General features: G+C 64.9%; 12 protein-coding genes and 1 CRISPR repeat array. Of the genes, 8 read left to right on the top strand and 4 right to left on the bottom strand.

Translation table 11 applies throughout. The features are described 5' to 3' along the window. Positions 1-92 precede the first annotated feature (92 nt). From ABS361_12785 to ABS361_12760, 6 genes are all read left to right on the top strand, one after another. Complete coding sequence (locus ABS361_12785) at positions 93-1,454, top strand: NHLP bacteriocin system secretion protein (GenBank protein ID XBY42984.1); 1,362 nt, start codon at positions 93-95, stop codon at positions 1,452-1,454. Beyond that, positions 1,451-3,607, top strand: coding sequence for an NHLP family bacteriocin export ABC transporter peptidase/permease/ATPase subunit (locus ABS361_12780; GenBank protein ID XBY42983.1), 2,157 nt, complete (start codon positions 1,451-1,453; stop codon positions 3,605-3,607). Before ABS361_12785 ends, ABS361_12780 begins: the two co-directional genes overlap by 4 nt. After that, complete coding sequence (locus ABS361_12775) at positions 3,604-6,492, top strand: NHLP bacteriocin export ABC transporter permease/ATPase subunit (GenBank protein XBY42982.1); 2,889 nt, start codon at positions 3,604-3,606, stop codon at positions 6,490-6,492. Before ABS361_12780 ends, ABS361_12775 begins: the two co-directional genes overlap by 4 nt. A gap of 11 nt (positions 6,493-6,503) precedes the next feature. Next, positions 6,504-7,019 carry a cyclic nucleotide-binding domain-containing protein gene (locus ABS361_12770; GenBank protein ID XBY42981.1) on the top strand — a complete coding sequence of 172 codons (516 nt, stop codon included), beginning with the start codon at positions 6,504-6,506 and terminating at the stop codon, positions 7,017-7,019. Continuing rightward, positions 6,967-7,797, top strand: a complete 831-nt coding sequence (locus ABS361_12765) for a Crp/Fnr family transcriptional regulator (GenBank protein XBY42980.1) — start codon at positions 6,967-6,969, stop codon at positions 7,795-7,797. The genes ABS361_12770 and ABS361_12765 overlap by 53 nt, the downstream gene beginning before the upstream one ends. Positions 7,798-7,861: 64 nt before the next feature. Further along, the gene (locus ABS361_12760; protein XBY42979.1) at positions 7,862-9,487 is read left to right on the top strand and encodes an adenylate/guanylate cyclase domain-containing protein; all 1,626 of its coding nucleotides are present in this window, start codon (positions 7,862-7,864) and stop codon (positions 9,485-9,487) included. 322 nt (positions 9,488-9,809) lie between these two features. On the opposite strand, the gene ABS361_12755 is transcribed toward ABS361_12760, so the two are convergent. The 4 genes from ABS361_12755 to cas9 all read right to left on the bottom strand — a co-directional run bounded on the left by ABS361_12755 (position 9,810) and on the right by cas9 (position 18,459). Further along, complete coding sequence (locus ABS361_12755) at positions 9,810-10,607, bottom strand: hypothetical protein (protein XBY42978.1); 798 nt, start codon at positions 10,605-10,607, stop codon at positions 9,810-9,812. Positions 10,608-10,988: 381 nt separating this feature from the next. Further along, a CRISPR array of direct repeats spans positions 10,989-13,794; the repeat unit is 36 nt; unit sequence GTTGCCGCTGGACCACGATCTCTGAACGGCTATTCT. A 72-nt stretch (positions 13,795-13,866) separates the two neighbouring features. Next, positions 13,867-14,205: a CRISPR-associated endonuclease Cas2 gene (cas2, locus tag ABS361_12750; protein XBY42977.1), complete on the bottom strand. Its 339-nt coding sequence runs from the start codon at positions 14,203-14,205 to the stop codon at positions 13,867-13,869. Continuing rightward, positions 14,202-15,125, bottom strand: coding sequence for a type II CRISPR-associated endonuclease Cas1 (gene cas1, locus ABS361_12745; GenBank protein ID XBY42976.1), 924 nt, complete (start codon positions 15,123-15,125; stop codon positions 14,202-14,204). The genes cas2 and cas1 overlap by 4 nt, the downstream gene beginning before the upstream one ends. A gap of 10 nt (positions 15,126-15,135) precedes the next feature. Beyond that, positions 15,136-18,459, bottom strand: coding sequence for a type II CRISPR RNA-guided endonuclease Cas9 (gene cas9 / locus ABS361_12740; GenBank protein XBY42975.1), 3,324 nt, complete (start codon positions 18,457-18,459; stop codon positions 15,136-15,138). Between the two features lie 750 nt (positions 18,460-19,209). Between cas9 and ABS361_12735 the strand changes: the two genes are divergently transcribed. Then, positions 19,210-20,229 (top strand): fatty acid desaturase, encoded by a 1,020-nt coding sequence (locus tag ABS361_12735; GenBank protein ID XBY42974.1) that lies wholly within the window; start codon positions 19,210-19,212, stop codon positions 20,227-20,229. Further along, on the top strand, positions 20,226-21,077 hold the full coding sequence (locus tag ABS361_12730) for a sugar phosphate isomerase/epimerase (protein XBY42973.1): 852 nt from the start codon (positions 20,226-20,228) through the stop codon (positions 21,075-21,077). Before ABS361_12735 ends, ABS361_12730 begins: the two co-directional genes overlap by 4 nt.

Raw genomic sequence — 21,077 nt, 5'->3', positions numbered from 1 at the left:
AATTCGATCCACCGCACGGATCGGGGCGACCCGTGCGGTGGGGTCGGGGCCGCTCGAGATGCGCGGCGACCATTGCAGGACGGACGGGGGCGATGAGCAATCCGAGTATTTTCCGAGAAGCGGCGCTCGAACGGCTGTCGACGCCGGAGCGGCTCGATGCCGGCCTGACGGTCGTAGGCTCCGCGGGCTGGGCCCTGATCTGGGGCTTCGTGATCCTGATCGGTGGCGGGCTGATCTGGTCGGCGCTGCTCGTCGTGCCGGTCACGGTGCGCGGCGAGGGCATTCTGCTCAATCCGGGCGGCGTGCTCGAGGTGACGAGCGGCAGCCAGGGGCGGGTGCACAAGTTCCACGTCGAGATCGGTGATCAAGTCCGCGCCGGCGATGTCGTCGCGGAGATCGATCAGCCGATGCTGCGCCACGAGCTCGAAGGCGTGCGCGGCGAACTCGCCGACGCGCTCGACCTGAAGACCCGCACCGTCGACTTCCAGCGCAGGCGCATCGAGGCCCGCGATGTCACCACACGCGAGCGGCGCAAGGCGCTGGTCCAGAGCATCGCGCTCCTGACGGCGAACAACGCACTGGTCGCCGAGCGGGTGGAAGCGCTCAACGCGCTGATGGCCAAGGGCATCACACCCCGCGACAAGTATCTGGAATCACGCCTCGAATCCGGTCGCCAACAAGAGGAGCTGTCGCGCAATCAGGTGAGCCTGACCCAGCTCGACGACGAAGACGTCAAGATGCGGACGGAAGACGAGCGCGAGCTGTTGCAGGTCGACCAACGCGTCGCGGCGGTGAAGCGCAAGGTCGCGGAGCTGGAGGCGCGGCTCGAGGGCGAGACGCAAGTGAAGAGCCCGTACGACGGGCGCGTCGCCGAGATCAAGGTCAATGCGGGCGAGGTGGTCGAACGCGGCATGGCGCTGTTCACCGTGCTGTCCGGCAAGCCGGACGACCCGGCGGCGGAGGGTGCCGGCGCGGTGCCGGCGCGTTCGGACGGCGCGGAGTTCGGCGCACTCGTCGCCGTCGTCTACGTGCCGCCGTCCTTCGGCAAGCAGGTCAAGCCCGGCGATGCCGTCGAGGTCGCGGTTTCGACGGCGCGTCGCGAGGAGTTCGGCTTCGTCATGGGCCGCGTCCGCCGCGTGGCCGGCATTCCGTCGACGGCCGAAGGCATGCAGCGGGTTCTCAAGAACCGGCAGCTCGTCCAGTCGCTGTCCAACAACGCGGCACCGTTCCAGGTCGTGGTCGACCTCTATGCCGATCCGGCGACGCCGTCGGGCTATCGCTGGTCGTCGTCGCGCGGTCCGGACATCACTCTGAACGGCGGTACGCTGGTCAGTGCCGATGTCGAAGTGCGATCCGTCCGACTTCTCGCGCTCGCAGTGCCGCAAGTGCGTCAGTTGCTCGATCGCTTCGTGCTGCCGGCGTGGGCGCAGTCGGCTGTCGCGAGGTGGCTATGAGCGGCCGCCTCGCTTCGATTCGGCGTCGGGCGACGCCCACGGTACTCCAGCACGAGGTGAGCGAGTGCGGGGCGGCCTGCCTCGCGATGATCCTCGGCTATCATCGCCGCTGGATCTCGCTCGAACACATCCGCGCGGTCGCGGGCGTCAGCCGCGACGGTGCGAAGGCCAGTAGCATCGTGAAAGCGGCCCGCCATTTCGGGCTCGAGAGCAAGGGCCTCAGCTGCGAGCCCGACGCGCTGTCGACGCTCCCGATGCCGGCGATCGTGTTCTGGAACTTCAACCACTATGTCGTGCTGGAGGGGCGGCGCGGCGATCGGGTCTGGATCAACGATCCAGCCACCGGCCCGCGTGTCGTCACGGTGAACGAATTCGAGCAGGCCTTCACGGGCGTCGTGCTGACCTTCGTTCCCGGCGCCGACTTCAAGGCGGGTGGTAAGCGGCCCGGCTTCTTCACGGGTCTCGCCGATCGGCTTCGCTCGTTCCGTGCCGCCCTGTTCGCGACATTGATCGTCGGGTTCCTGCTGCTCGTGCCGGGCCTCGCGATACCGGGGCTCCAGCGCGCCTTCACGGATTACTATCTGATCGCGGGTCTCCACGACTGGCTCTGGTGGCTCATCGCCGGGCTCGTTGGTGCGGCGGCGCTCCGTATGCTGCTCACATGGCTGCAACGGTCCATCCTTTCCCGCCTCAACGTGCGGATGGGCCTGCAATCGAACGGCCGGCTGCTCTGGCACTTGCTGCATCTGCCGATCGGCTTCTTCTCTCAGCGCAGCGTAGCGGAACTCGCCAATCGCTCGGGTCTCGGTGATCGTCTCAATTCGCTGATGGCGAATGCGCTGATCATGGCCGTTGTCAATCTGCTGGCCATTTCGATCTACGGCCTGGTCATGGCCGGCTACGACTACGCGCTGACCGGTGTTGCAGTGGCCTTCGCGGTCCTCAATCTCTGGCTCCTGGCGGTCATGACCAAGCGGATGTCGGATGCCCACCGGCGCATGCTGCAGGAGGAGGGGCAGCTGCAGGCACTGCTGTTCCAGGGCTTCTCGAGTCTCGAGAGCTTTCGAGCGAGCGGGACGGAAGACCTGTTCTTCCGGCGCTGGGCCGGCGCCCATGCCAAGGTGCTCACGGCCGAGCAGCGCATGACCCGTTCCCGCCGCCTGCTCACCGGGCTGGCTGCGATGCTGACGTCGATCACCGGGATCGCCATCGTCCTGATCGGAGGCATCCGGGTCATGGACGGTCTCGTCACCGTGGGCGTGCTCGCAGCGTTCCAGACGCTCGCCGCCAATTTCAACGGACCGGTCGCCAGCTTCGTGGGCCTGTCTGCTCAGCTCCAGGACAGCCACGGCTATGTCGAGCGGCTCGACGACGTCCTATTGCAGCCGGTTGATCCGATGTTCGACGCCGAGCGAGGCTCGCAAACGCCGGAGAGCATTCGCGGCGCCGTCGAGGTCGAGGCACTCACCTTCAGCCATGCCGAAATCATCGCGCCGCTGTTCCGCGACCTCTCGCTCAGCGTGAAGCCCGGTCATCGCATCGGGATCGTCGGTTCGTCGGGCAGCGGCAAGTCGACGTTCGGCCGGCTCGTCGTCGGATTGGCGAAGGCCCGGCAGGGCGACGTCCGCATCGACGGGGTCTCGACGCGCGTTCTCGACCCCGGACTGCTGCGTTCCATGGTCGCCTATGTCGAACAGCAAGTGGTGCTGTTCCCGGGTACGGTCCGGGACAACATCACAGTCTGGGACCCGGTCAGCACCGACGAGATGGTCGTGCGCGCGGCCAAGGACGCGATGATCCATTCCGTGATCGCCGCGCGACCGAATGCCTATGACTCGGTCGTCGAGGAGGATGGGCGCAATTTCAGCGGCGGCGAGTGCCAACGCATGGCAATCGCACGCGCCTTGGCGACGGACCCCGCGGTCGTGGTGCTCGACGAGGCCACGAGCGCGCTCGACGCCCTGGTCGAGCGCGACATCGTCGACAATATCCGCCGACGCGGTTGCACCTGCATCATCATATCCCATCGCCTGAGCGCGATCCGCGACTGTGACGAGATCGTCGTGCTCGACAATGGCGGGATCGTCGAGCGCGGTCGGCATGCCGACCTCATCGCTCGCGGCGGCCACTATGCTCGGTTGGTGAAAGCATGAACGTGACCCAAGCGATCACGACGTCCGAGCCGGGCCTGGCCCTGGATATCGGCGACGTCAAGACATTCGACGACAGCGAGGTCGGCTACGTCGTCCGGTCGGGCGTCGTTGAAATCTACGCCGTGGCGATGGAACGCGGCGAACCGGCATCCGGACGACACTTCCTGTTCGAGGCCGCGGAGGGCGATCTCGTTCCGCCGATCATGGTCTCGAGGTCGAACCTCGCGCTGATCGCCGCGGCCACGGAACCGACCGCGCTCGCAGAGGTTCGTCTCGACGAACTGCGCTCGATGGCGGCTGCGCCCGAGGGAGGTCAGACCGTCGCGACCCAGTTCGATCGCTGGATCCAGGCGCTTTCGGCGAAGCTCGCCGAAACGCTGGACGCCGGAACTGTCGATCCCCGCGCGGAAATGCCCGGCGCGGTCATGGCACTTGGCGAGGGGCGCGCGATCACGGCCCGCGGCGGAGCCTGTTGGTTTCAGAGCACCGACGCCGATCTGCGCGACGCCGGCGGCCGGCCTGTCCCGTCTCATGCCGGGCGCCAAGTCATGCCGCTCGGTCCGGGTCTCTGGCTCACGGCAGGTCGCGCCGGCACCGTGGCGACGCTCGCCACGCGGGATGCTCTGGCGAAACCGGACTGGTCGGCCGCACTAGCCGCCTTCCATGAACGGGCGATCGACTGGATCATCGAAGCGATCGGCGGCCGCGACGCGGGCCAGCGCGAGCGCGCCCAGACACGCGACGAACGCACGGAGAGAAACCTCGGCCGGACGCTCGGCCGGTTCGAGGGCGTTCTCGATCAGGCCCCGGCCTGGACCGGAGCGGCCGGACAGGATGAACGCCTCCTGGCGCCGTTCGTGATGGTCTGCGACACGATCGGCATCGATCTCAATCAGCGATCACGGGAGAAGATCCGCCGGGCGACGACGGTCGAGGAGGCGGCCCGCATCGCGCGCGTCCGCACACGCCAGATCGCTCTGCGCGGCGACTGGTTCCGCGAGGATTTCGGCCCCTTCATCGGCTTTCTCGACGACGACCGTCGGCCGGTGGCGATCCGCCCGGCCGGTCCCGGCCGGTGGCGTATGGTCGATCCCGATCACGGCAAGGAAGTTCCGGTCACGCGCGCGCTCGCCGATCGCCTGCAGCCCATGGGCTATATGCTCTATCGGGCGCTCCCCGCCAAACCGGTCGGCTTCGGCGATGTGATCGCCCTCGGCTGGAAGGCGAACCGCAGTGATCTCCAGACCGCCGTCATCGCGTCGATCGCCATCGGTACGCTGGGTCTCGCGACGCCGATGGCAATGCAGCTCGCCTTCGACCGCTTCATTCCCGCACATCAGAAGCTGCAATTGGGCGAGCTCGCGATCGGCCTCGTGCTGGCCGCCGTCGTGTCCGCGGCCTTCCGCCTCGCCTACGACATGGCGTTTCTGAGGGTCGACGGCCGAATGGCGGCTCAGACCCAGGCCGCGATGGTGGATCGCGTGCTGCGCCTGCCTGCGGCCGTGCTGCGCTTCTCCTCGACGGATCTCGCCCAGCGCGCCATGGCGGTGGACAGCGTCCGCAGGACTGTCGTCGGCTTCGCGCTGGGCTCGCTGCCGGCGTTGTTCTCCTGGGTCTGCAACGTCGCACTGATGGCCTGGTACGCGCCGATCGCGACCATCGTCGCCGTCTTGGCCTTCCTCGTGCTGCTCGCCGCGGCCTATGCTGCCGCGGTGAGACAGCTCGATGCGACCAAGCGCGGAGAGGAGATCCTCTCCGACATTGGCTCGCTCGTCTTCCATCTGATCCGCGGTATCGGCGTGCTGCGCACTTCGGGAGCGGAAGCGCGCGCCTTCACCCGATGGGGGCATGATTTCGCCGAAATGCGCGCCCGATCCTATCGATCGCAGCGCGTGTCCTCGCTCCTCGAGACATTCTTCTCGGGCTTCGACGTGCTCACGATGGCGGCAGTCTTCGTCGTGCTCGGAACGCTCCCGGTCCGCGAGTTCTCGACCGGCTCGTTCATGTCCTTCATCACCGCCTACGGGATCTTCGTCGGCTCGTCGATCCAGCTCGCGCGCGGGGTCGCGGCGCTCGTCGGTGCAAAGCCGGCGTGGGATCGAGCCGCGCCGCTGCTCAAGAACGTCCCCGAGGGCGGCGCAACCAAGCGCGATCCTGGCGTGCTGTCGGGCGCGGTCGAACTGACGAACGTCGCCTTCCGCTACTCGTCCGAGACTCCGATGGTCTTCTCGGGCCTCTCTTTCAAGGCGAATGCCGGCGAGTTCGTCGCCGTGGTCGGCGCATCGGGCGCCGGCAAGTCCACCTTCGTGCGCCTGATGCTCGGCAATCTCGCGCCGCTCGCCGGCACGATCCAATACGACAGTATGGATCTGCAGCATCTCGACGTGCAGCTCGTCCGTCGACAGATCGGGGTGGTGCTGCAGAACGGCAAGCTGATGCCGGGCTCGATCTACGAAAACATCATGGGCTCCCATGTCGGAACGCTCGACGATGCCTGGGAGGCGGCGCGGGCGGCGGGGATCGAGGCCGAGATCCGGGCCCTGCCCATGACCATGCACACTATCCTGACCGACGCCGCGGCGGCCTTCTCCGGTGGACAGCTACAACGCATGCTGCTCGCTCGCGCGCTCGTCGGTCGGCCGAGACTGCTGATCCTGGACGAGGCAACGAGCGCGCTCGACAACGTGACGCAGGCAGCCGTCACCGAGGCGCTGTCGCGCCTGTCGGTGACGCGCATTGTCATCGCCCATCGACTGACCACGGTGCGCAACGCCGATCGGATCTGCGTGATCGACGGCGGCCGGATCGTGCAGACCGGCACCTATGACGAACTGATCAAGGCCAAGGGCGTGTTCGCGGAACTCGCCGGCCGACAATTGACCTGAGAGACGACGAGATGCGCAAGGTTCTCTATATTTTGAGCCGGTTGACCGACACGGACGTCGAATGGCTCGCGGCGGTCGGACAGCGCCGTCAGGTGTCTGCCGGTACCGTGCTGATCGAGGAGGGCGCCGAGTCGACCGCCCTGATCTTCGTGCTCGACGGCGAAGTCTCTGTCAGCACCGCGGCCGTCGGCCACGTCACGCAACTCGGCGTCGGCGAGATCCTCGGAGAGATCTCCTTCGTCGACAAGAGCCCGACCTCCGCGACCGTGACGGCGACCGTGACGAGCCAGATCCTGGCCGTGGACCGAGCCCTCATGATGGCCCGTCTCGCCGAGGATCCCGGGTTCGCGGCGCGGTTCTATCAAGCGGTCGCGATGTTCCTGGCCGTACGTCTCCGCGCGACGACCCGAAGACTGGGCGGCGCGGCACCGGAGCCCTACGACGATCTCAATCTCGAGATGCTCGACACGGTACATGTCGCAGGCGCGCATTTCGATCGGCTCATCAAGCGGCTACTCGGCGTTTGAACCGGGCGGGGGAGGCTGGATGAACCGACCGCTGCGGATGCCGGCGCGCCGAGCCAATCGGCCGATCTCGTCGCTCGAGGCATTCGAACTGTTCGAGGGGATCGAGGAAGCTGACCGTCTCGCCTTCGAGCGCGATTGCGTTTGGCGCGATTGGAAGAAGGGAAGCACGATCATCGGCCGGGATTCGCTCGGCGGTCTGGTCTATTTCGTCGTCGCCGGCCGATGCCGCGTCACGTTGCGCGCCGGCCGACGTGACGTTGTTCTCGACGAGATCGGCCCGGGTGAGATGGTGGGTGAGATTTCCGCGATCGATGGCGAGCGCCGCTCGGCTGCGGTGACGGCGAGCACGGCGACCCGGACTGCGGAAGTCGGCGCTGATCGCTTCATGGCGTTTCTGCTCAGACATCCGCCGGCCGCGCTGATCGTGATGCGTCGGCTTGCCCAAGTGATCCGACAGGCAGATGCGGCGATCCTCGAACTGAGCGGTCTCAACGCTCCGGCGCGAATTTGCGTCGAGCTGATGCGCCGTGCGCGGGTCGGCGGTGGATTGCCGCCGAATGCTGCACAGATCTCGCCTCTGCCGAAGCACGCGGATATCGCAATGCGGGCAGCGACAACGCGCGAGACGGTGGTGCGAACGTTGAGCGACCTCGTGCAGCGCGGCCTTTTGCGACGCGACACCGACCGTTTCGTACTTCCCGACGTAGAGGCGCTGATCCGACTGACGACGACGGCCGACGAGCCGAGCCCGGGTGGTACGATCGACGACGGGAAATAGCAGCGCGATGGTGTCGGCCGGGGCTTTCGAGCCTCGTTTAGAAGCCGACTTGACGGGGGCAGACATGTTCGACTCTTACCGGCTTGCGTCCGTGCCGGGACTGGAAACCGGTGCGCAGGGGACGGGCGGTACGGCGACGAGACCACGCTCCAGCCTGGCGGTCAGCCTCATCCTCCTGGTGCTCGTCCTCGCTGGACTGCCGGTCGCGGTCTGGTTGGATCTCCGCGACATTTCGGAGACGACGCTGCGCAGTCAGGTCGATGCGCTCTCGGCCGTCATCGACGACGTTCGCGGCTACTACGCGCAGAACGTCGTGGCCCGGGTGTCCGCGCACCACGGGCAGGTCACGGTTTCGGCGAATTATCAGCAGACCCCGGGCGCGATCCCTCTGCCGGCAACGCTTTCGCTCGAACTCGGGTCGGCTCTGCATGGGCTCGGCGCGACGCGCAACATGGGCTACCGGTTCTTCTCCGATCTGCCCTTCGCCAATCGCGCGCCGCATGTCTTCGACGATTTCGAGCGTGCGGCACTTGAAACCTTGCGGGCCAAACGGGAGGGCACCGTTTACGACATCTCCGGGTCGATATTGGACCGACGCATGCGATTGATCACGCCCGTCATCATGAGCGCCGGATGTGTGGAGTGTCACAACAGCGATCCCGCGAGCCCGAAGCGCGACTGGAAGATCGGCGATGTCAGAGGAATCGAGGAATTCACGGTTGGTCAGCACCTCGGTGCGAACATCTTTGCCTTCAAATACCTGATGTTATATTTCGTATTTGCGACGATCGTCGGCGTCTCGTTTGTCGGGTTTCTACGGCATCAGGCAACGATCATCTCGCGTACGAACGCATTTCTGGCCGGAGTTGCTGGCAAGCTGTCGAAATACCTGTCTCCGCAGCACTTCCGTTCGATCTTCAGCGGCGAAAAGGACGCGGTGGTCTCGACCGAGCGCAAGAAGCTCACGATCTTCTTCTCCGACGTGGTCAACTTCACCGCGGCGACAGAGCGCATGCAACCGGAAGAGCTTACGGCGCTGCTCAACGAATATCTGACCGAAATGGCGCAGGTCGCGGCCGAATATGGTGGCACGGTCAATAAGTTCATCGGCGACGCCATGCTCGTATTCTTCGGAGATCCACACTCCAAAGGCACGGTGGAAGACGCGCGGGCCTGCGTTCGGATGGCCTTCGCCATGCAAAACCGGCTGTCTACGCTCAACGTGTCTTGGCGTGGACGCGGTATCGAGGAGCCATTCCGTTGCCGGATCGGCATAAATACAGGGTATTGCAACGTCGGTAACTTCGGCAGTGACGAACGCATGGACTATACAATTATCGGCGCAGAGGCCAATTTGGCCGCTCGGCTACAATCAATTGCGAAGCCGGGCGGTATCGTCATGAGCTACGAGACCTTCGCCCACGTCAGCGATCTCGTGCATGCACGTGCGCTCGAGCCGATGACCCTCAAAGGCATCCCGAGACCCGTAGTCCCCTACGAAATCGACGGACCGAACGAGGCCCATTCGCCGAATGAAACATCAGTCGTGTCGCTCCACGTTCCCGGTGTCGATCTGTTCCTCGATACCGGCGCCGTCGACGCTATGAACGCTGCTCAAGCCATCGATTCCTTGGAGGCTGCGCTGGCACGACTCCGGAAGGCGCGAACGGACCGTTCGATCGCGACCTAGAGGCACCGCGTTGACCAGACCTACGATTGACGCTCGAGAGTGCAATCTTGCCTGTCCCCTTCCCTTGATTGGCAGCCGACGTTTGGTTTCGGCGCAAACCGGTCAATTCAGGTCGCAAGCGCTACGCACACGGGCGAGGGCCACGGGGACCGCATCGGAGGGCTCGTCGCCTTCAGCCCCACGCGACAGCTCGGACGAAGCCGAGCTTCGCTGTTAGCCGGCGGAGACGACTTGCGATGCTGCAAGATCGGGATGCGGACACCTCGAACGCGCGTTCGCGTCAACTCAGCGGTCTTCCCTGGACCATCGAACTCTGACCGGATCAGCTCCGGCGGACGGGCGGTGGAGGCAACGGACGAGGGAGCGGGGTCAACGACGATGCGCTTCTGAGCCGATGCGCAGCGTTCGGCGCCGACAGGCGCTCTGCCACGACTGCCGAACTGTCGCGATTTGGGGGACGAAAGTCTGTAGGGCTCGCCAGCTGCCGGAGTGGTTTCTCTCCGATAACCTCGGTATTGTCGAGTTCGACCGCATCGACATGGGAAACGGTAGCGCTCACGGTTGAAACGGGCGATGACGAACTGCTTTCCTCGCCCATGTCTGTGACGGCCTCGGTGCGGTCAGCGGGGAGAACCGGAGGGAGCTCGGGAACGACCACACACGAACCGCGCGCTTCCATAGCCACCGCACCGACCTCGTCAGGGTCGCCGCGCCCCCTGAACTCGATGTGTTGCTGAGTAACCCGTCCCTTGCCGAGGCCGAGGCGCGCGAGCGCCATCCGCTGCTCCTCTGTCGCCGTGCGGGGAAACTTGACGATCAGATCTTTCGTATTCTCGGAATCATCTTGCCGTTCAAATGCGTATTCCTTCAGTAGCGTCGCTCCCCGTTGCCTGAGTTCATCGACGTATCGTTTGTCGCCTGCGAGGGACAGGGCTCCGACGACCAGCTCCAGCTCTGCCAAGCATATTTGGTTGTGGACGACTTCGAATGCCAGCTTCAGATTGGCGCGCCCTATCCGCTTCCTGGTTTCACGTTGTTCGCGTGCCGCTTTGACCATCCGATTTACGTTGTTTGGACGGCTATTCGACAGATCCTGTGCATGTTCTATCGTGTCCGGCATTGTTGGCCTCCTATGCGATGTGCGTAGGATGATCGCAAAGCTCGTTATGGCAAGATCACACTGCTGTATCGCGATGCTTTAAAATCGATGCTGGGTGTTGATGCTGGGAGGAGGCAAGAAATCTTCTCCAAAAGAGAGTCGGGCCCCAGGAGCCCATCTACGCCCCTCTGGGGCGCGAAATTATCGCAGCATCACAAGGCTGTTCGAAATCGCTTTCTGATCACCGAAATGTGAACAGATGTTCATTGAACACTAGCAGGAATATCAGGGTGGGGCTGACCCTATGACCGTTTTTCGGACTGCCGAGAACTTGAAGGCTCTGGTTCCGGATGGACCATGTTTCGCGTCGGACCTCGCGGCCTAGAAACCGTGGCGCTTTCCGTTGCCGCTGGACCACGATCTCTGAACGGCTATTCTGGACCGTCGATCGGATACCGCCGACTAACGGTTGCCGCTGGACCACGATCTCTGAACGGCTATTCTGAAGGTGACTCGACGTGAGGCGCGTTAAGCGTTGCCGCTGGACCACGATCTCTGAACGGCTATTCTTCCGGCCGACCGCAGCGCCAGGACACGACGGTTGCCGCTGGACCACGATCTCTGAACGGCTATTCTTTGCGCCCCGAAGACATCACCATCGGGCCAGTTGCCGCTGGACCACGATCTCTGAACGGCTATTCTGTATTGATTGAACGGATCGTCCTTCCCAACGTTGCCGCTGGACCACGATCTCTGAACGGCTATTCTCGACCTTGAACTCGGGTTCGAACCGCTCTCGTTGCCGCTGGACCACGATCTCTGAACGGCTATTCTGCGGAAACAGCGTCTACGTCAAAGGCCTGTGTTGCCGCTGGACCACGATCTCTGAACGGCTATTCTAAGCGGGTGCGTCGGGCGGAGGGCTCGTCCGTTGCCGCTGGACCACGATCTCTGAACGGCTATTCTCGGCCGCGGCGGTCCATCGACGCCTGCACCGTTGCCGCTGGACCACGATCTCTGAACGGCTATTCTATCGGTAATGTTGGGTTCGACGTGGTCGTCGTTGCCGCTGGACCACGATCTCTGAACGGCTATTCTACCGCCCGTCGACGCACCCGAGCCGGATGCGTTGCCGCTGGACCACGATCTCTGAACGGCTATTCTGCAAATGGGAGTGGAGCGACTTGCCGGCCGTTGCCGCTGGACCACGATCTCTGAACGGCTATTCTCGAAGACGCCATCTCCTCAATCGCCTGCAAGTTGCCGCTGGACCACGATCTCTGAACGGCTATTCTTTCGTCGCTCATGGTGTCCTCTGCGGTTACGTTGCCGCTGGACCACGATCTCTGAACGGCTATTCTGGAGGCGGTTTCCAGCGGCTTTGGCCTGAGTTGCCGCTGGACCACGATCTCTGAACGGCTATTCTTCCGCCGTTGGCGGCGGAAAGGGTGGGAAGGTTGCCGCTGGACCACGATCTCTGAACGGCTATTCTGCCGATCATCGCGTCGATCTTCCGACGCTAGTTGCCGCTGGACCACGATCTCTGAACGGCTATTCTGCTATCGGTGTCGGCATGGCGCTCCTGACGGTTGCCGCTGGACCACGATCTCTGAACGGCTATTCTCGTCGGTCCGCACGGCACCTATGTCGTCAAGTTGCCGCTGGACCACGATCTCTGAACGGCTATTCTTGCGCGCGGTCAGGGTTCCGCACGCGCGCGGTTGCCGCTGGACCACGATCTCTGAACGGCTATTCTCCCCCGCGACCGCGGGTGGATCACTTCGCCGTTGCCGCTGGACCACGATCTCTGAACGGCTATTCTCGCTGTCCGATCTCGACCGCGTTCGGTTCTGTTGCCGCTGGACCACGATCTCTGAACGGCTATTCTCGCGGTCTCCAAGGGCGGCGGGCTGATGCCGTTGCCGCTGGACCACGATCTCTGAACGGCTATTCTCGTGGCCGCTGGCGACGATAGCCGCATCACGTTGCCGCTGGACCACGATCTCTGAACGGCTATTCTCTGGTCGGCACCCGGCGACCGCGTCGAGAAGTTGCCGCTGGACCACGATCTCTGAACGGCTATTCTCGCTGGATGCCAAAGCTCCGCTTGCTTCTCGTTGCCGCTGGACCACGATCTCTGAACGGCTATTCTAGCGACGGCTATGCGTGGGTGAACGAGCAGGTTGCCGCTGGACCACGATCTCTGAACGGCTATTCTAAAACACGCGATCGGATAAACCGCGACGCAGTTGCCGCTGGACCACGATCTCTGAACGGCTATTCTTGCCGCCGCCTCCTCGCGCGAGAGCCCGCGGTTGCCGCTGGACCACGATCTCTGAACGGCTATTCTAGCGCTGGGCAACATCGCTGACATTCAATCGTTGCCGCTGGACCACGATCTCTGAACGGCTATTCTCCCACGGGATGGACGCCAAGGGCAAGCCCAGTTGCCGCTGGACCACGATCTCTGAACGGCTATTCTACGCCGGCGTCACCGGTCGTGTAGAGGTGCGTTGCCGCTGGACCACGATCTCTGAACGGCTATTCTCACGCTCGCGATCTCCCAGATGGCGGGCAAGTTGCCGCTGGACCACGATCTCTGAACGGCTATTCTCGTGGTCTGGGACCTCTCGACCGGCTCCGTGTTGCCGCTGGACCACGATCTCTGAACGGCTATTCTGTTGGCGGACAACGGTCCGCCGCCGGACGAGTTGCCGCTGGACCACGATCTCTGAACGGCTATTCTCCGAGACCGTATCTTCCATCGATCAGCGGAGTTGCCGCTGGACCACGATCTCTGAACGGCTATTCTGCGGCGTAACTTGCCAACGCGGACGCGTCGGTTGCCGCTGGACCACGATCTCTGAACGGCTATTCTGTTCAAAAGATCATGGACGTGGATGCACCAGTTGCCGCTGGACCACGATCTCTGAACGGCTATTCTGGCGGACGTCGAGCATCTGCCGCGCACCTGGTTGCCGCTGGACCACGATCTCTGAACGGCTATTCTTTGCGAGACGATCGCTTCGCCGGCGGCGACGTTGCCGCTGGACCACGATCTCTGAACGGCTATTCTCGGCCCCTTGAACTCGACGCGCGTGTCTTTGTTGCCGCTGGACCACGATCTCTGAACGGCTATTCTCCTACGGCTACAGTATATCGCCTTGCGTTTGTTGCCGCTGGACCACGATCTCTGAACGGCTATTCTGGATGGTGGCGTAAACCGCTGTGAATGCAGCGATTTCGCACCATCCGGGATAGACCGAAACGCCCGGTTCGGTCAGAAAAGTGCCAGTTGGTCCGGGTTTTTCTTCGGGCGACGTTTTCGTTGGCCCGAGAAGCGGATGATGTTTTCATATTGGCGATCCGTGAAGCTCAGGATATGGACCTCGCCCTTCTCGGGAAGGTTCGCCTCGACACGGCGAATGTAGGTTTCGAATTGTTCTTTGCCGTTGCAGAAACGAGCATAGACCGAGAACTGACTCTTCTCGAAGCCCTGATCGAGCAGAAACTCGCGAAATTTCGTGGCTTGTTTTTGATGGGCCTTGGTATCGACCGGAAGGTCGAACATGACGAAGATCCACATGAGCCGATATCCGCTGAGTTGGGTCGCCGTCATGGGATCAGGGCATCCAGACCCGCGAGTTCGAGAGGAGAAGGTGGTCGCGGCAGGAAGAGGTCTGCCGCGCGTCCGCTTTCGAATGCATCGGCGAGTGTCTGCGCCATGCGTCCGGCAGCGACGGTGACGGTGGTCGTCCCGGTGTCGGCCGGAAGGTCGAGCGAGATAAGTCCGGCGAAAGCGCGCTTGGCGTCCGGGCCCACCGTGTCGTGACCCTTGTCGATCAGGCGTAGCGTGAGTGAATCGACCAGCGGGCGGAAAGGCTCGACCAGATCGTCGGCCAGCGCAAAAGCATTACCGCGGTTGGCGTGATGCACCCCTATGGAGGGATGCAGGCCGGCCGCCACCGCCGCGCGCGCGGTAAGCGACCGGAGCACGGTATAGCCGTAGTTGAGCAGTCCGTTGACGCCGCCGGCGTCGCGATCGCGCCGGAAATCCTCGCCCATCAGCAGCGGCCAGTAACGTCGCGCCGCCTGCGCCTCGACGTTCTCCGGATCGCCCGATCCGACCCGCCGCGCGATCAGATCGAAGGCGGAGGCGTCGCGGCCGTGGGCGGTCAGGACCGCGGCCTGCCAAGTGATCTTGCTAACCACGATCCGGCGCCAGAGCTGCTTGACGAGCGGCCGACCGGCCTGCCATTGCGCGCGATAGTGGGCGTTCTGGGCATGATGGCCCTCGAGCGGCAGGCAGACGGCGACCGGGGCGTGGTTCGCCGCGCAGAGCACCATCAGCGCGCCGCGCTCGGCGAGCGCGACGGCGAGGTTCGTGGTCCAGGTCACGCCATGGGCGTGCACCACGACGGCGGCGACATCGTCGAGCGGGATGCGGCCGATCTCCTGCCGCTCGGCCGAGACGATCATGAAGCCGCGATGGGCGGAGAGGTGCCGGCCATCGGTTGCGATGTCGACGATCCGCTCCATCGCCGCGACCTCATTTCGCCTTGGTCCGCCGACGCGTCTTGCGCGCCGGGAAGCCCGGATCGAACACCCGGCCGAGTTCGTCGATCCGGACCTGACGAGCCTTCATCTGCTTCAGGGCACTGGCGGCTCTGGCGGTGTACTTGAATGGGTCCTGTTCGTTGGGGGTCTCGTCGCGCCGCTTGAGATCGCCGGCCTCTTGAGGGTCGGCGAGCGTGATCTGGCCGTTCTGGCGGAATTTTACGACCCGCATCAGGCGGCGGTTGCCGTCCTGCTCGACGGCGATGACGTCGTTCTGGCGCAGGCTCAGAACTTTGCGGGCGGTCGGGCAGCCGGCACGGATGGGTGAGACTCGGTCCTGCTGATGGGCGTCGAACATCGAGACCACGTCGGCGCGCCAATCGCCGTTCGGCAGCTCCCAGACGTCGTAGCGATAGTTGCTGTCGCCCTTGTAGCCCTTGTAGGCGCGGCCAGCGTCATCCTTGACCGGAATGACGCTGAGGGGCTCGACGACGCGGACCCGGCGGATGCCGCGATAGTCGAGCGGCCCGAGTTCCGAGAAGCGGCGTAACGCGGCTTCGAAGTCCTTCGGGCCGGCATTTTGCGTGAAACGGCGCAGCGCGGCCCTGAGCACGGGATCGCGCACGCCCCGGGCCGGGCTGTCGCCGAGGTGGCTCGGATCGAGTCCGGTCAGCGGGATCCGGTGCACGACGATCGTGTTGCCGCGGGCGTCGATCTCGCCGGTTAGACCGTAAGCCGTGTCGTTGTGCAGACGGCCGGCGGTCTGGTCGCGGCCTTTCTTCAAACCGGCTTTCGCGGCCGTGCCGTGATCGGGCCGATGGCTGACGACGATCGCGTTCACCGCCTTCCTCAGTTCGTCGCGGAAACCCGGCCACGGGTCGGGGACGATGACGCGCTCGCGCCCTTCGTAGCCGTCGCGGGCACTGTCGCGCGCGATCCGGTTCAGGAGCCCTCGGTCGGTGATGCCGATGACGAAGGCATCGAGCGCGTGATGGCGGTGATCGAGCCGGTTCTTGGGCTGATCGGCGCCGGCGCCGAAATTGTGGTCCGGCAACAATTCGTTGAGGCCGAGCTTGCGACGGATGAGCTCGGTCAGCCGCCCCGGCGAGACCCAGACATGGCCCGACCCTTCGCCCTTGTCGGGATAGAGTGTGCGCAGGTATTCGGCGGCGAGCCGGGCGAGATATTGCGTGTCGATGAGTTGCCGGGCCTCGAAGCCGCCCTGGGCGTCGAAATGCGCCAGCGCATCCGGCTCGAAACGCCAACGCTTGCCGCGCGGCAGCTTTGCCGCGCGGGCGGCGATCTGATCCCAGGAGGCGTCGGGGCCGAAGGTGGCCTCGAAATCGAGCCGGGCTTCGTGCGGCGTGCGCCGGCGCTTGAGCCGGTTCGCCTCGCGCAGCGCGAGGATGCGGTTGTCGTTGCCGTCGTCGAGGGTGAGCGCGAAGGGCAGGATGTGGTCGACCTCGACCGAACCGTCGAACAGCATTGTCGCCGAGATCTGGCGTCCCGAGTAGACGCAGCGCCGATCGAGGACATTGTCGGGGCCTAGCTCCTCCCAGAGCTTCAGGAGTGCGCGATTGGCGCCGGTGTCCGGCTGGCGGAGTTCGTCGCGCAGTTTCTGGGAACGCTGCTCGGCCGCGCGCCGGTTGCGCGCGTTCTCGGCCGCGATCTCGCTCTTGCGATCCTCGCTGAGCTTCAGTTCGCGGGCGAGCTCGACGACGATCTCCTTGGGCACGCCGAAGCGGCGGATCAGCGCGTTCACGACCCGGCGCAACTGGTTCAATCCGATGTGAACCGTCGGATTGGTGATGCGGCCGACCCGAAGTTCTTCCGGATCGGTCGGCTCGGCGGTGCCCGGCATGATGTGGCGTTCGAGCGCCACGCCATAATAGGGCAGGGCCGGGCGCCCCTTCGGATCGGTGAAGATCTCGCCGGTGCGATAGTCGCTGTGGTGGCCGAGGCCGGCGCGCGCGACAGCCTCGCTGTAGACGATCACGTCGGCGGCGAGTTGTTCGATCAGCATCTCGGTCGCGGTCGGCCCGAAGCGGCCATAGCCTTCCGGCAGGCGCGCCGAGGCGACGGCCTTGGCTTGGTCGGAGGTCAGGCCGCATTCGGCTTCGAGCCAGCCGAGCAGCTTGCCGATGTCCTCTTCATCGCGCAGCTGCTCGATGATCCGCCACTGCGCGGTGGGCGTGAGATGGACCCAGCGGTTGCCGAACCGCTTCTTGTCGCTGAACTGCGCGCGGATCTCGTCGCCGATCAGGTCCTTGCGGTTGGTGCTCTCCTTGTTGAAGCGCGCGGCCGGATCGAGCCGCAGCAGCTTGCGCAAGGTCTCGAACGAGACCTTCTGCTTGTCCTGCAGCTTTGCGACCAGCAGATCGCGCTCGGCCTTCTGGAGCTTCCGTGCGGGGGCGCCCGGCACGACGATTTCGAGTGCGTTGACCTCCTCGAGCAGGCGGCGGCGCTGGAACAGAGGATGCGCCTTGGGCAGCCGCTCCTCGGTCGGGATCAGCGTGCATTTGCCGATCTTGGGTTCCTTCAGCGGACGCTGGAAGAAGACGATCTCGTGCAGCTTGGCGTGCACCTCGGGCGTCAGCAGCGTCGGATGGAATCCGGCCTGCCGTTCGAACACCTGTTCGAACTCGTCCTCGATCAGGGCGCGGCTCGGATAGAACTCGTATTCGATCCCGCGCGCGCCTTCGCCGGTGGCGGGGCGCTGGCGGATGCGAATGCTCGGGATGGCGACGTGTTTCTCGATCCGGCCCGGATCGGGCGGCGTCTGACGACGTCGATGGAGGAATTCGCCCAGCGTGCGCGCGCCGCTGTCGCGCATGGCTTCGACCAGCCGATCGACACCGACGGCGATCTTGCCGCTCTCGTCGTCGTCGCTGCGGTCGGTCTTGCGGTTCGACTTGAAGCCGCGCCGCTGGTTCAGATGAAAGAACAGTCGGCCGAGGTGGTGAGGGGCGAGCGGCTCGTCGAGCGCTTTGGCGCGGAGCTCATAGGGATCGAGCCTTTCGAGCGCCTTGCGCGCCACAGGATCGGCCGGGAAGAGGCCGGCTTCGGTCAAGGATCGCAGCAGGGCGTCCCGGCGGCGCAGGAAGCGGTCCCGACGTCGACGCATGGCGCGGGCGGCACGGCGGGCGATGGCGAGCGAGGCCTTCGATTTCGGCTCGCGGCCGTCCGAGAAGATCCGCGATCCCATCGCGACGATGCCGCGGGGCGCGCCATGGTCGTCGAGGTGCAGGACGCACCAGCCGAGCGAGGTCGAGCCGAGGTCGATGGCGAAGCGGACGTCGAGGCCGTTTGGTAGCATGGTGCATCCTCTCGATCAGAGGATGCTATCCGCTTGGTGGCTTGGCGGCAATATCTGCGTGCTTCGCGCCTGAGGACAGCCTTTTGGTGTGGTCTGCTGCTGCGAATGCTTGACCTGATCCGGGCGTGGGGTATGATCTTACCATCAGAGATCGTGGTCTTGCGGTTAACAAGCGCTCGATCGCACCAGATAAGGGCGACGCTCCGGCGTCGCCTTTTTTGTTGGATCCGGTGATGCCGCGACTGACGACGTCCCGACCGAGACAGGGCCGGTATCTGGCGGCTCGTGCCACGGCAAGGCTTCCTGTTGAGGCCTCGGCCGCCCTCACCCGGAGCGCGACACGCAGCGCGGGGGCCCGGCCTGGCGCCATAGAGGTCGGACCGACGTTCATGTGGCGCGCCGCCGCCAGGCACGACTGAACCGCGCCGGGTTCGTCGGAGGCTCCCACTCTTGAGAGGGATGGAGCCGTGACGAGCAAGACGGCGAACAAGTTTGCCGCCGAAGTGCGTAGCCGCGCGGTCCGGATGGCGTTCGAGCACGAGTACGATCACGTCTTCCGTTGGGCCGGCACGACACCGCGTTCCGCTGCGCCCCGATCATCGCGATCGCTCGGGCTCATCTGTCCGGCCGCGCGGGGCCTGAAACCGCGCCTTGGTTTCGAACCGGCTCAACCATGCTTTCCATTTCGCGGAACCCGCCTGTGCCGGTTCGCGGGCATGATCGCGGTCACTCGCAATCGAGGAGGGAGCGATGGACGAGGTTTTCGGCCGCAAGGACATGATCACGCCGACGGAGTTGCGCGATCTCTCGGCGAAGTCCGACCTGCGCGGGTTCGCGCAGCTCGCCAGCCATTTCGGCGCGATCGCCGCCACGGGCATATTGCTGAGCCTGACCTGGGGTAGCTGGCTCGCCGCGCCGGTGTTCCTGATCCACGGCGTGCTGATCAACTTCCTCTACGCCGGCCAGCACGAGATGAGCCACTGGACCGTCTTCAAGACGCGCAAGCTCAACGAGATCTTCGGCCGGCTGTTCGGCTTCGTGCTGATCTATCCGCGCGACTTCGACCAGATCCAGCACTTCGCCCACCATCGCTATACCAATCTCTGGGAGAAGGACGGCGAGCTCGAACGTCCGCCGTATTCGCTCGCGTCATATCTCCTGTGGGTGTTCGGGCCGACCTACTGGTATTCGCGCATCCGCCGCGTCGTGCGGTTTTCGTTCGGCGTCGTCACCGAACGCTACATCCCTGACGCGCGCAAGCCGGACGTGATCCGCGAGGCGCGGTTCCATCTCGCCGGCTATGCCCTGATCGCCGTCGCCTCGGTCGCGACCGGCAGCTGGCTCGCGGTCACGCATTGGCTCGCCCCGATGATGGTGACCAAGGTCGTGCACCAGCTTCAAAACACGATCGAGCACCTCGGCCTGCCGCACGTCGACGACATCGCGCTCAACACGCGCTCGACCCGCACCAACGCCTTCATGCGCTGGATGTGCTGGAACATGCAGTACCACACCGCCCACCACGCCTTCCCGGGCGTGCCGTTCCACAAGCTTCCCGACCTGCACCGGACCATCTTCGTCGCGAAGAACCGCAAGCCACAGGAGATGAGCTATCTCGGCTTCCAGGCGGCGCTGATCCGGGCATTCTGGGGCGGGCGCACCGAGGCCGATTATCCGAACGACAGGATCTGGATCTCCGACGAAACCGACCTGTCGCCCTCGGCGCCGGCCGCGCCTGACGATCCGACCGGCCTCAAGATGGAGGCGTGAGCGGCACGATGCGGGAGATCCGGTTCTATCAGAGCCTCTGGGCGACGGAGCTCCGTCGCCCCGGGGTTCCCGAGCGGCCCGTCGCGGAGCGCTTCGACGAGGTCGCAGCCGACGGCTACGACGGCATGGCGATCGACCTCGGCGCGCTGAGCCTGGAGCAGGCGCGCGCCACGGTGCCGGAGTTCGCGCGCACCGGCCTGCGCGGGCTCCTGACCGCCTTTCCGAAGTCGATCGAGGATCTGACCCCGGCGCTGCACCTCGCCAAGGACATCGGCGCGCCGTTCGTGGTCGTGGTCGGGCAGGTGATGCCGCTGACGGTCGAGGGCATGATACCGGTCGTGCGCGAGTGGCTCGCGGTCTCACGCCGCGAGGGCGTGCCGATCCAGTTCGAGACCCACCGCGACTGCATCACCAACGACCTCTTTTCGACCGTGCAGCTTCTCGACGCCATCCCGGAGATGCGGATGGCGGCCGACCTGTCGCACTACGTCGTCGACCGCGAGATGCTGCATCCGATCAGGCCCGAGTATCAGGCGCTGGTGGCGCGCGTGCTCGCCCGCTCCGACAGTTTTCAGGGCCGGGTCGCCTCGCGCAGCCAGATCCAGATCCCGATCGGCTTCCCGCAGCATGCGAAGTGGGTCGCGACCTTCCTCGACTGGTGGACCGAGGGTTTGGGCGGCTTCCGGCGCCGGACGCCGGCCGATGAGCCGGCGGTGTTCCTGTGCGAGCTCGGGCCGCCGGAATACGCGATCACCGACGCGAACGGCGCGGAACTCTCCGATCGCCGCGCTGAGGCGCTGGCGATCCGCGCCATGGTGCGCGAGCGCTGGGACGCGATGGTCGACTGA

Source organism: Ancalomicrobiaceae bacterium S20 (assembly GCA_040269895.1).
In the GTDB taxonomy this organism is placed as follows: domain Bacteria; phylum Pseudomonadota; class Alphaproteobacteria; order Rhizobiales; family Ancalomicrobiaceae; genus Methyloraptor; species Methyloraptor flagellatus.
Note: the sequence above shows the minus strand (reverse complement) of the source record. Positions and strands in the feature narration are given on the sequence as shown.